The organism is Chitinophaga rupis, assembly GCF_900109685.1.
In the GTDB taxonomy this organism is placed as follows: domain Bacteria; phylum Bacteroidota; class Bacteroidia; order Chitinophagales; family Chitinophagaceae; genus Chitinophaga; species Chitinophaga rupis.
This window is the reverse complement of sequence record NZ_FOBB01000010.1, coordinates 91,502-103,552: the sequence shown is the minus strand read 5'-3', so window position 1 is coordinate 103,552 and position 12,051 is coordinate 91,502. Positions and strand designations below refer to the sequence as shown.

9 protein-coding genes and 1 tRNA gene are annotated in these 12,051 nt (G+C 43.5%); 7 read left to right on the top strand and 3 right to left on the bottom strand.

All coding sequences use genetic code 11. The features are described 5' to 3' along the window. The first annotated feature begins 156 nt into the window (after positions 1–156). Both BMZ54_RS27755 and BMZ54_RS27745 read left to right on the top strand, forming a co-directional pair. Entirely contained in the window at positions 157–1,803 is a 1,647-nt protein-coding gene (locus BMZ54_RS27755; RefSeq protein WP_089919691.1) for a M1 family metallopeptidase, read from the top strand. Positions 1,804–2,219: 416 nt separating this feature from the next. Then, the gene (locus BMZ54_RS27745) at positions 2,220–2,573 is read left to right on the top strand and encodes an avidin/streptavidin family protein (protein WP_089919685.1); all 354 of its coding nucleotides are present in this window, start codon (positions 2,220–2,222) and stop codon (positions 2,571–2,573) included. A gap of 373 nt (positions 2,574–2,946) precedes the next feature. Here the strand turns inward: BMZ54_RS27745 and BMZ54_RS27740 are convergent. Continuing rightward, a tRNA-Pro gene (locus BMZ54_RS27740) sits at positions 2,947–3,020 on the bottom strand. Positions 3,021–3,078: 58 nt separating this feature from the next. Beyond that, positions 3,079–3,657 (bottom strand): chloramphenicol phosphotransferase CPT family protein, encoded by a 579-nt coding sequence (locus BMZ54_RS27735; protein ID WP_089919682.1) that lies wholly within the window; start codon positions 3,655–3,657, stop codon positions 3,079–3,081. Between the two features lie 306 nt (positions 3,658–3,963). Between BMZ54_RS27735 and BMZ54_RS27730 the strand changes: the two genes are divergently transcribed. The 3 genes from BMZ54_RS27730 (at position 3,964) to BMZ54_RS27720 (ending at position 6,310) form a co-directional block, all read left to right on the top strand. Then, a complete protein-coding gene (locus BMZ54_RS27730) occupies positions 3,964–4,389 on the top strand; it encodes an SRPBCC family protein (RefSeq protein WP_089919680.1) in 426 nt (141 codons plus the stop codon). Positions 4,390–4,669: 280 nt separating this feature from the next. Then, positions 4,670–5,401 (top strand): SDR family oxidoreductase, encoded by a 732-nt coding sequence (locus BMZ54_RS27725; protein ID WP_089919678.1) that lies wholly within the window; start codon positions 4,670–4,672, stop codon positions 5,399–5,401. Between the two features lie 18 nt (positions 5,402–5,419). Next, positions 5,420–6,310, top strand: a complete 891-nt coding sequence (locus BMZ54_RS27720; protein WP_089919675.1) for an AraC family transcriptional regulator — start codon at positions 5,420–5,422, stop codon at positions 6,308–6,310. Positions 6,311–6,319: 9 nt separating this feature from the next. Here the strand turns inward: BMZ54_RS27720 and BMZ54_RS27715 are convergent, their stop codons facing one another. Further along, positions 6,320–6,976, bottom strand: coding sequence for an RNA polymerase sigma factor (locus tag BMZ54_RS27715; RefSeq protein WP_262487623.1), 657 nt, complete (start codon positions 6,974–6,976; stop codon positions 6,320–6,322). 162 nt (positions 6,977–7,138) lie between these two features. On the opposite strand from BMZ54_RS27715, the gene BMZ54_RS27710 reads away from it, so the two are divergent. Further along, positions 7,139–8,323 carry a FecR family protein gene (locus tag BMZ54_RS27710; protein ID WP_089919673.1) on the top strand — a complete coding sequence of 395 codons (1,185 nt, stop codon included), beginning with the start codon at positions 7,139–7,141 and terminating at the stop codon, positions 8,321–8,323. Positions 8,324–8,535: 212 nt separating this feature from the next. Then, positions 8,536–12,045 (top strand): SusC/RagA family TonB-linked outer membrane protein, encoded by a 3,510-nt coding sequence (locus BMZ54_RS27705; protein ID WP_089919671.1) that lies wholly within the window; start codon positions 8,536–8,538, stop codon positions 12,043–12,045. Positions 12,046–12,051: the final 6 nt, after the last annotated feature.

The following is a 12,051-nucleotide window of genomic DNA, read 5'->3' as shown; positions in this document are numbered from 1 at the left end:
TCCTCAAATTTATACCCTTTATCCCAGAAATTCTCCGCCATTTCCATCTCTGATTGTAGATAAGATTGCTGCTTTGAATAGTAAATAGTTACTCAAATTATATTATAAAGTATAAGCTCTTTTGACTAAATTAACAGTTAATGATAATGTCATACAATGAGAAGATTAATATCCTGTTTTTTATTTTGCCTTGTAATAAATAAAATACAAGCCCAACCTTGGAATGATAAAACACACTTAACCCATCAAGACTCATTGCGTGGTTCAGTAACTCCCGAAAGAGAATGGTGGGACGTACTATACTATGCAATAACAATAAAGCCAGATTTTTTATCAAAAACAATAAATGGATTTAATACTATTAAGTATAAAGTTTTAACCAAAGACAATAAAGGCATCATGCAAATTGATTTGCAAAGGCCATTAAAAATTGACAGCGTTAAACTGGGCAATAATAGAAAAGTATCTTTTAAAAATGAAATGAATGTTTGGTATTTGAATCTTCCAGGCCATCAATCGGATATTGATAGCATTACCATTTATTATTCAGGAAGTCCACATCAGGCAGCAAATCCACCTTGGGATGGTGGGTGGGTTTGGACAACTGATAGCCTGGGCAGACCCTGGATGACAGTAGCTTGTCAGGGCATTGGAGCAAGTACATGGTATCCATGTAAAGACTTACAAAGTGACGAGCCAGAGTTAGGTGCGTCGTTAACAATGATTGTCCCTGATACATTGGTAGCAGTCGGCAATGGAAGATTAGAGTTTGAAAAGCAAATCGATAGTCATACCAAAAAATATAAATGGTATGTTGTGAGCCCAATTAATAATTATGCCATCTGTCCCTATATTGGAAAATATGTAAATATTAAGGAAGTATACGAAGGTTTGAAAGGACCTCTGAACTTGAGTTATTGGGTATTAGATTACAATTATGTTAAAGCACAAAGTCATATGCTGCCACAGGTGCATTTAATGATGAAAAGTTTTGAACATTGGTTTGGCGCTTATCCGTTTTATGAAGACGGTTTTAAGATGGTTGATGCACCAGGTTACGGAATGGAGCATCAAAGTGGAATTGCTTATGGAAATGGTTATGTCAACGGCAATCACGCAGTAGATTATTCAGGGACAGGGTTTGGAATGAAATGGGATTTTCTGATTGTTCATGAGAGTGCACATGAATGGTTTGGTAACAGCATCACCGCAAAAGATCCTGCCGATAAATGGATACATGAAAGTTTCGCTTGTTATGCAGATATACTTTACATGAAAGATTACTTTAGCGATAGTGCCGGGAATGAATATGTAATAGGAACAAGAGACAATATAAAAAATGATGAACCGGCTATTGGTCTTTACAATATTGGTAAAGAAGGCGGGAGCGATATGTACCCAAAAGGAAGAAATATGTTGCACATGATAAGATATATTATAAATGATGATGAGAAGTTCAGACAAATTCTAATTGGTATGAACAAAGAATTTTATCATCAAACGGTAACAACGAAGCAAATTGAAAATTACATTAATGAAAAATCTGGAATTGATTTTTCAGCGATATTTGATCAATATTTGAGAACAACAAACATACCGGAATTTGAATATAAAGTATCAGGTAATGAACTTCAATATAGATTTATAAATTGCGTAAAAGACTTTAGTATGCCTGTAAAAATAATTGCCGATGAATATTTTTGGATAAAGCCGACAGAAAGTTGGCAATCATTAAAACTTGAAAGTCAACCTAAAAAGCTGTACGTTGATAGAAATTTTTATATCACTAGCGTTGTGTTATAAGTAAAAATTTCTTTCATACCTGACATCTGCCAAATCATCTCACATGTAATGATGGCATACTTATAATAGCCATGAAATAATTTCGCTTTGCGGTTCCTTTCCTGAAAAGTATAATGTACTGCCGTCATAGCGCCAAAGACCATCAACATTACCGAACCCAATGCTTCCTTTTTTATCTTCAATTATTGACCAAACGTTGTTAAACACTTTACCATCTTTTGCCTGTAGGCAATTACTTATTGTGTAATTTTATGTACAGACAGGGGGGATCGGCCCATGAAGCAAAAAGCTCTAAAATTCTTATTGAAATTATATCTTTGACTAAAGAAAGCAGCTGGATGATATACCACCAGTTCCCTAATATTTTAGTCCGACCCTTAGCTCAAATAGGGATTATTGCACTTAAATGATACAAAATGGATTGGATAGGTAAATGGAGAAATCAATATGGTTCCATCCTCAACATTACTGGCCAGGCAAATGGAAAGATTGAAGGCTATTTCCAATCGGCAATTGATGAAACTACCAAAGGACAACAATTGCCTGTTACCGGCGTATATAAAGATAACCTGATAGGCATTACCTGCGCAGGCGGAGATCATTTGGTGACCTATACAGGTATGTTTTACCAAGGTAAGATGGAAACGATGTGGCAGCTTGTGGCGTCAGAAACGTTGACAGCAACCGAAGCGGGAGAAAAAGCTGCCAAAAAACCGCTGGCCTGGTGGCAATCTGTAAAAACAAATGCAGACACTTTTGAAAGAATTTAATGACTCACGCACTATGGCATTTCCATCGAAGCAGCCTCTTAAATTCTGAGGCTTTCTTTGTGGATAGCATTTTTATAAGAATACTTCTTCGCTAAAAGTCTCACAATAATGATCGGTCATAAATAATCCGTGAGGATTAAATAGCTATATATCATATCAAAACATAGCAGGTTTAATAGCAAAAATATAAGAATAGGAAAGTTCAACACGATATAAAACAACAAGTAGGAGGAGCTGATTTATAAGAGATTAATTAGTAAAATTACTCAGTTTAGCACCCAGTCAATTACTCAGAAGAATGGCAAAATTTGGTCGAAATAACTGATTTGTATTATATGAAAAAAGGTTGTAAATCAATGACTTACAACCTTTGTCGGGATGACAGGATTCGAACCTGCGACCTCGTCGTCCCGAACGACGCGCGCTACCGGGCTGCGCTACATCCCGAGGTCCCCATTTGGGAACGCAAATGTAAGAAGGTTTTTTATTTATTACCAATTTTCATTTATATATTATTTTGTGGCAATGTGTTACTCCCCAAAGCTCCGCGCCCTGCCCGTTGCTCCCAGGCCTCTGCAATGGCTTTAGCATTTTCATCCGGCGGGTTCATGCTATCAACTTCAAAATCATATTTCGTGAAGGTATGAACCGTTTCCAGGTCCCTTTTTGCATCGCCTATTGCCCGGTCGCCCCGCAGTTTTTCCCGCCGTTCCAGCTCCGGTAAAGGGCAGTGCACTCCTACCAGGAATACGTCCAGGTGTCCCAGTTTTTGGATCAGCTGCTGCAGCTGTTCCTGCGATTCAATAATATAATCTGTAAGCACGTTATTGCCCGCATTTGCCAGCCCTGCCAGGCAGTTGAAGTATCCCCCGAAAAGTTTTGGCCGGATGACCGGCCATGAAAACGGGCCGGTCTGTTCACGGCGTTTGGGCAAAACCTTTGAGTTAAACATAAAGAAGTCTAATGAAAATTGTAAAAAGGGAACTGTTAGCTCAGCTTGTAATGCCCCGCAAAGCGTGGATTTTCCTGCACTGGAAGCGCCATTGAGCAGGATTATTTTTCCGGAAGAATTCTGTATGGACATGTCTAAAAATAAAAAATGGCGTATATTATTTTAGGTTTTTCCTGATCAAAGGTATTTGTGTCACATTGTTTAATAAAGAATAGGTGAGGGCATTCAGACAAGAAAAGTCTATATAACGGATATTCTAAGTAGCATATTTTAATAACCTGGTTAATCTCAGCTATAGGGCCAGGCAGGTGATCGTCAGTAGTTGTACAGCGCCGCAAAATTCCCCCTCTTCAAAGTCGTAATTACCCATCATCCATATTCGTTAAATGCCGGATGTTTGCATTGTAACAAACGTATTAACAAAACAAACCTATAAAAATGGAAACGCAACAAAAAACACTTATTACAGTAGAAGCCACCGTAAATGCACCCATTGAAAAGATCTGGGAATACTGGGCAAAACCGGAACACATTACCCGTTGGAGTGCTGCATCAGACGATTGGCACACCCCCCGTGCAGAAAATGATCTTCGTACAGGCGGTACCTTTAATTCAAGGATGGAGGCAAAGGATGGCAGCTTTGGTTTCGACTTCGGCGGTGTATATGATGAGGTTAAAGATCATGAGCTCATCCGCTACACCATGGGCGACGGCAGAACCGTAGAGATAACTTTTGCTACCCAGGGCAGCAGCACACACATAGCAGAAACATTTGAAGCAGAGAGCACCAATCCCATAGAAATGCAACGCGGGGGCTGGCAGGCTATACTGGATAATTTTAAGAAATACACGGAGGCTAATTAATGATGAACGCCGAACGCTGATGCTTAACGCTAAGGTCTTTTAGCCGGAAGCCTTAGCTGCCAAATGCATAGTGCATTCAGCGTTTTTCTACCGTCCTTAAAGCCACCGCCAGAGCCTTATGCCGGTGTGCGGCCATACGCAACAACGCATTAAGCGTTCGTCGTTAAGCACTCAGCATTCAGCATTCGGAAATTGACCATCCAGGACAAGTCTAATTGACCATTTCAGTCAAACAGCCCGGCAATATCCTGCTATAACTTTGTCCTAAACTTAAGAGAAAATGGAAAGGATCAAAGACAAAGTTATTGTAATCACGGGCGCCAGCAGTGGCATTGGCGCTGCAACAGCCCGTAAGCTGGCCGGTCTGGGAGCCAAAGTGGTATTGGCTGCCAGGAGGTTTGAGCAGCTGCAGGCACTCGCAACGGAGCTGGGAGAAAATGCCCTGGGCGTTAAAACAGACGTAAGCAAAAAAGCAGACCTGGATAACCTGGTTGTCAAAGCACTGGAGCGGTTCGGCAAAATTGATGTGCTCCTGAATAACGCCGGTGTAATGCCTATATCTTTTTTTGATGAAGGAAAGGTTGAGGAATGGGAGAGGATGGTGGACATCAATATCAAAGGCATACTCTATGGCATTAATGCCGTGCTGCCGCACATGCTGGAAAGAGGCAGCGGCCATATCCTGGCTATTTCTTCGGTGCAGGGTCACAAAACTTTCCCGGGCACAGGCGTATACGCAGGTACCAAGTTCGCTGTAAGAGGTATTATGGAAAGCCTGCGGGAGGAGCTGGCAGGGAAGATCAAAGTGACCACCATTTACCCGGGGCTGGTGGCCACTGAATTTGGCAATGATATTACCAGCGCCAGGATTCTGAGCACCTATGGCGATTTCAAAAACTTTCCCAGCCTGGATGCCAATGCAGTGGCAGACGCCATCATTTACGCTATTAGCCAGCCCGGTAATGTTACGGCCAATGACATTATTCTCCGCCCCCTGGAGCAGGCGCTTTAAATAACTAAATTCAATATATTGTACCAGGTTGCAGGTATTGCCTGTGACCCGGTACAATACTTAATTGCAGGTATGCAGGTAGATCCTAAGGCTTTTTATTTTCCTAATGTTGCTTACTTCTCAGGAACAAGCAAAGAACATGCACAGGAGGAATTTGTGCGGGAGCACGTACTTTGTCATATAATAGCCGGCGAGCTGCGGTTTACAGATGCGGAAAAGGACACCATCGGGAAACCCGGTGAGACCATTCTGTTTCGCCGCAACCTGCTGTTAAAGTGTGAAAAACGTCCCACGCCTGAGGGCGGGCCTTTTAAAATTGTATATTTTGTTTTGGAAAAAGAGTTCCTGCAACAGTATGCTTTAAAGCATGGTCTGAAAAGAACGGGTATACATACGGATCATAAACCAATTTTATTTATTGATCCCAAACCCGCGCTAAAAGGGCTTATACAATCCATCTACCCTTATGTTGAAGCAGGTGGGTTCTTTAGTGAGGCCATGATACAGCATAAGCTGGTAGAGGCTATACTGGCGTTACAGGAACAGGATGAGCAGCTGGAACATTGGTTATTTGATTTCCCGCAGCAGGGAAAAATAGACCTGCAGGATTTTATGCAGCGGAATTATATGTTCAACGTACCAATGACAAAATTTGCAGAACTTACCGGCCGCAGCCTCTCCACTTTTCAGCGCGACTTTCACAGGATCTTTGGTATGAATGCCACCCGCTGGCTGCTAAAACGCAGACTGAATGCGGCTTACGATGCCCTCGCCTCCGGAAATAAAATGCCGGTTGATATCTACCTGGATCTTGGATTTGAAGACATCGCACATTTTTCGAGGTCATTTAAAAATGAATTTGGCTTTAGTCCCTCTCAGTTAACTGCCAAAACCCGGAAAGCGGTCTGATACCCGCCTTTATTTCATTATTCCCGAAACCGCGTACGTAGTCATAATCAATATCGCCATATCCCGGTTCCTGAGGATATAATCTTTTATAGCCTGAATAGATTTAGTCATGTGACTGTTCACCGTGGCCGGCGAAATACCCATAATGCGGCCGGCTTCCTCATAGCTCTTACCCTCGATCTTACAAAGCTGGAAAACTCTTTTTCTTTGCGGCGGCAGCTGCTCTATAGCCTGCCTTAAGATAGCGGCAGTTTCTTTATTTTCAAGTAATTCCTGTCCGTTCAGGTAATAGTTGGCGGCGTTTATGATCAGGGCTTCTATCAGCGCCTGGTCGTGCGCTGCTTTCCGGAAGTAGTTATACACCAGGTTTTGTGCAATAGTATAGAGGTAAGACTGAAAAGACTTTTCACTGTCAACAGTCGTGCGTGCATTCCAGAGCTTAATGAAAAGTTCCTGTAACAGCTCATCCGCAATGTCGGCACTTTTTACCATCCTTAATATGCGCAAATACAATGGCTTGCTATAGGCCTGATAAAGTTCGTTAAATGCTGATTCGTCACCACGGTTGAGCCGGAGAAGTAATTTTTTCTGATATATGTCCTCTACAATTTTCACCAACAACAGCAAGTTATAACCAAATTTAAAACAATTCGTTCCAATTTTCATATGGGGCGCAGCAGGGGCTTGCTTAAATTGTTGCCTGGGAGTAGATTTGCAATCTTTTGCCAATAATAAATATATGCATAATAAAATAATTAATATGAATTTTTCTGCAGCCGGAGTAATTGGAATTTCACGCAGCGGTGTATTAGCTATTAACTACCGGTCATGAAAGAGATCACACCAGCACTATTTGAAAAATATCTCCGGGATCAATGTTCCGGGGAGGAAATAAAAATGCTCCTGGAGTATTTTGAAGTTCCGGGTAATGAAATGGCTTTAAAGGAGCTGATCCTGCAGGAGCTGCAGCAACAGCAGGAGCTTACCGTTCCGGTACCTGATGTGGATCAGCGGCTGGCAAACATTTATAGCAAAGTAACACAACAGATCCGGCAGGAGAAAGCAGTGCATAAATTGCCCGGAAAGATCAGCTGGAAACGTATTGCAGCAGCTGCCGCAATAGTAATGATGCTCGGTAGCACCTACTACCTGTTCCTGCAAACAGGCCGGCATAAGCACATGGCCAGGTATGCCAACGATATAGCGCCGGGCAAAAGTTCTGCCACACTCACCCTGGCCAATGGAACAAAGATCGTATTGTCGGATGCGGCCAACGGCAAATTAGCAGAGCAGGCTGGCGTAAGCATTAGTAAAACCGATAGCGGCCAGCTGGTGTATGAAATAAAAGACCAGCAAACGGCCGGTATGAATGTAATGAATACGCTCACTACCGCCAATGGGGAAACATACCGTTTGCGCTTACCGGATCAGAGCGAAGTATGGCTGAATGCAGCATCTTCCATCCGGTTCCCGGCATCTTTTGCATCGTTAAAACAACGCAGGATAGAATTGAGCGGGGAGGCTTACTTTGAGATCGCCCCGGATGCAGCACATCCGTTTATCGTTAAAACAGACCGGCAGGAGGTGCAGGTACTGGGTACCCGCTTTAATATCAATAGCTACAAGGATGCAGCTGCTACGGTTACCACTTTGCTGGATGGATCCGTACGGGTAGCAGATGCGCTTGCCAGCAAAGGGGAGATCCTTAAACCAGGACAACAGGCCGTCGTGAAAGAAAACAGCCCGATCATGATCATGCCGGCAAACATTAAGGCAGCCATGGCCTGGAAGAACGGTTATTTCCGTTTCAACAACGGATCTATAAATGAGATCATGCTGCAGCTGGGCAGATGGTATAATATTGAAGTGAGATACGAAGGAAAGCTATCAGAAGAACGGTTTAGCGGTAACATTTCCCGGAATAAGAATATCAGCGAAGTACTGGATATGCTTAGCTATTCAAATGCCGTAAAGTTTAAAGTAGAAGGCAGGGTAGTAACAGTAATGCCTTAAAAGTTATTGACAGGGATCTAATCTAAGAAGGAAAAATTGGCCGTAGGATCACCACCAACCATTAATCTACGCCAATAGAACAACCGGCCTGATTGCATTCAGGCTGGTTGTTTAGCATGTCAAACGTAGGAACAAATATCAACCAAATAATGATCAGATCATGCAACCCAATGCGGTGCGTTTTACAGGAACAATACAAACGAAGTAGAATTATGAAGCTAATCACTTTGCTTTTACTTGCAGGGCTTATGCAGGTAAGCGCCAGTACCTATGCGCAAAAAATTACATTATCAGCCAAAAATGAAGAGCTTATTAACGTTTTTGACCAGATCAGTGACCAGAGCGGTTATGACTTTATGGTAACCAGCTCTATTCTTAAAAAAGCATCCAAAGTAAATATCCAGGTGAAGGATGCAGCTCTCAAAGATGTGCTGGAGCTGATCTTCAAAGGCCAGCCGCTTGAATTTACCATCAGGAATAAAACAGTGCTGGTAAAACAAAAGGAACCGGCACCATTAACAGATCCGGGAAATGGTGTAACAGCAACCAGCAACATTGATGTAAAGGGAAAGGTAGTAGGAGAGGACGGCGCTCCGCTTCCCGGAGCCACCGTAAGAATAAAGGGCAGCCCAAAGCAAACTTTTGCCAATGAGAACGGGGATTTCTATTTGCCGGATGTGCCGGAAAATGCGGTGCTGCTGGTTTCCTTTGTTGGTTATAAAACCATCACCCTAAACGCAGCCCCGGAATTGGGCAGTATTGCCCTGAACGTACAAACAGGCGAGCTGAAAGAGATCACCGTTTCTACCGGTTATCAAACACTCTCCAAAGAACGTGTAACCGGTTCTTTTTCCAGCGTATCGGCCGGTAAGCTGCAGCAGCAGCGTTTAAGCAGCTTAGGTTCCCTGCTGGAAGGCCGCATCCCGGGTTATAATAATGGATTGATCAGGGGTACCACCTCCATGAATGGCGTAACTACTCCATTATATGTGGTAGATGGTTTTCCGGTAGAGAATACACGCTACACAGAAACCGGATCGCTTACAGAAGCGGTGCCCGGCTTAAACCTGGAAGATATAGAAAGCATCACCGTGCTGAAAGATGCCGCCGCTGCATCCATCTATGGCGCCAGGGCTGCTAACGGAGTGGTGGTGATCGTTACGCGTAAAGGCAAAAAAGGAAAGCCGCAGATCTCTGCATCCAGTACGTTTACATTTTCCACCCCTGGCGTTTATACCGGAAATCTTACCAGCTCCGCAGATATCGTTGACCTGGAAAAAGAATGGGCCGCCGCCAACCCGAATTTAAAAGGGCCGGGTGCAGCCGCTTATGCCAGCTCCCTGCTGGATAATATGGCTTATCCCAGCCAGGGTATTAATGCGCTGCTGCGTTATTATTCCGGCACGCTTTCAGAAGCAGACCTTAATACAAAGCTGAACCAGCTGGCGGGCGGTGGATACCAGTATTACGATGATGTTAAAAAATACGCTAAGCGTAATCCCTTTTACCAGCAACATAATCTGAGCGTGGGCAACGCTACGGAGAAAAATTCATTTTATGCTTCCGTTACCTACCGTCACAATAATTATGAAGATAAGTTTGCGAAGGACCAGATGCTGGGCCTGAACATCAATAATACTTTCAAAGTAAATAAATGGCTGAGCCTTGAGCTGAGCAATTACCTCCAGTATAGCGATGCCCGGATGCAGCCGAACAGGCCCTTGTCTCCGGGATATGCCTTTCAGCCTTACGACCGCCTGGTAAATGCGGATGGCAGCCATTTTACTTCCACAGCTGATTCCCGCTTAAGTAAGAACACCATGTCGCTGATCAATAACTATCATCTTTACAATATGGACATCACTCCGCTGGATGAACAGGCCATGAACCTGGCAAACGACAGGGCTTTCAGCAACCGCTCCTATGTAAAGCTGAATGCGGATATCACCAGCTGGCTGTCTTATAAGTCTACCTTCCAGTATGAATATACAAATGACCAGCTGGATCAGCTGTACGATAAAAATTCTTATTATGTACGCAGTAAAGTGAACAGTTTTGCTGGCAGCACGGGAGGGAGCGCAACAGTTTTTAATTTGCCATACGGTAATATTAATTATACAGTAAACCAGCGGAATGTAGCCTATAACTTCCGCCAGCAGCTGAATATAGATAAAACCTTCTCGGATAAACATAATCTCACCGCCATCATTGGTACGGAAACCCGGCAAACCAAACTGGAATATAATACCCGCTACCTGTATAATTATGATCCGGAGGTTTTAACGTATACCCTCATTGATGCCAGGGCATTGAGCACTGTGCAGGGCGCCATACTGGGCGGAGGTAGTTTCAGCGCAAATGATGTGGCTACACAGCACGAGATCATTAACCGGTTTATATCCATCTATTCCAATGCCGGATATGCCTACGATAATAAATACCTGCTAACAGGCAGCATACGCTGGGACCGTTCTAACCTCTGGGGCACCAATTCCAAGTACCAGAATAAACCGCTTTGGTCGGCAGGTGCAGGCTGGAACATCTATAAAGAATCATTTTTTAATGTGAATTGGGTGAACCTGCTGAAGGTCCGTGCATCCTATGGTATCAGCGGTAACATTGCCAAAGATGCAGCTCCTTACATGACGGCAAACTACTATTCCAGTAACACGGTAGGCGGTTTATATGGCACCATTGCTTCCCGCCCTAACCCATTATTATCCTGGGAAAAAACCACCACTACTAACGTAGGATTGGATTACGCCATTTTTGATAACCGACTGAGCGGAACAATAGATTATTATCACAAACAGGGCAACGACCTGCTGGCTAACACCATGGGCGTGCCCACGGAAGGTTTTGGTTATTCCACCTATTCCATTAATAATGGCGCCATGCTGAACCAGGGTATTGAATTATCCCTTTCTGCAGATGTGATCCGCAACAAGGACCTTACCTGGAACGCCACCCTGCAGTATGCCCGTAATAAGAACAAGGTTACCTATGTGAATGTGGAGGCGCCGGTTTATTTCCTGCAGCTGGATTACCCGCAGGCTTACCCGCGCATTGGTAATCCGTATAATGCCATTTACAGCTACCGCTGGGCAGGGCTCAGTGAAAAAGGACTGCCCCAGGTATATGATGAAAAAGGCGGCAAAATGCCCAATTCCCCTGCCACGCTGGAATCTATTGTCTATAGCGGATCTACTGTACCTGAATATAGTGGTTCATTTAACAGCACACTGACGTACAAAAATTTTGTGCTCTCCTTCTTACTGACTTTTGAAGGAGGACATAAAATAAGGAATACTTTCCTGCCCATGCTGGGAAATGCTTACAATTCCGCCCTTTTCGGTTATGTTTCAGTAATAGGCGTTGTGAACAAAGACATTGTGAACAGGTGGCGTAATCCCGGTGATGAGAACCATACCCAGGTGCCCCGGGCAGTATTTGCAGAAGACCCGGATTACAACAGCCAGAGCTATGATATTTATAAGAACGCAGACATTAATGTGTTGAATGCATCTAACATGCGCATGCGCAACATTTCCCTGGCTTATAGCCTGCCGGAAAGGATCAGCCGGAAAGCCGGTGTGGAACATGTAAGGCTGCAGTTTAATGCGGAAAACCTGTTTATGATCGCCGCAAATAAAACCGCCAAGTATTTATTGGGAGGTTACTATCCGCCTAATTATGTGATGGGCGCTTATCTGAATTTTTAAAAACCT

Excerpts from the sequence above, each read along its gene's own strand:
- BMZ54_RS27755 (WP_089919691.1), top strand. The coding sequence starts at position 157 with ATGAGAAGATTAATATCCTGTTTTTTATTTTGCCTTGTAATAAATAAA.
- BMZ54_RS27745 (WP_089919685.1), top strand. The coding sequence starts at position 2,220 with ATGGATTGGATAGGTAAATGGAGAAATCAATATGGTTCCATCCTCAAC.
- BMZ54_RS27735 (WP_089919682.1), bottom strand. The coding sequence starts at position 3,657 with ATGTCCATACAGAATTCTTCCGGAAAAATAATCCTGCTCAATGGCGCT.
- BMZ54_RS27730 (WP_089919680.1), top strand. The coding sequence starts at position 3,964 with ATGGAAACGCAACAAAAAACACTTATTACAGTAGAAGCCACCGTAAAT.
- BMZ54_RS27725 (WP_089919678.1), top strand. The coding sequence starts at position 4,670 with ATGGAAAGGATCAAAGACAAAGTTATTGTAATCACGGGCGCCAGCAGT.
- BMZ54_RS27715 (WP_262487623.1), bottom strand. The coding sequence starts at position 6,976 with ATGAAAATTGGAACGAATTGTTTTAAATTTGGTTATAACTTGCTGTTG.
- BMZ54_RS27710 (WP_089919673.1), top strand. The coding sequence starts at position 7,139 with ATGAAAGAGATCACACCAGCACTATTTGAAAAATATCTCCGGGATCAA.
- BMZ54_RS27705 (WP_089919671.1), top strand. The coding sequence starts at position 8,536 with ATGAAGCTAATCACTTTGCTTTTACTTGCAGGGCTTATGCAGGTAAGC.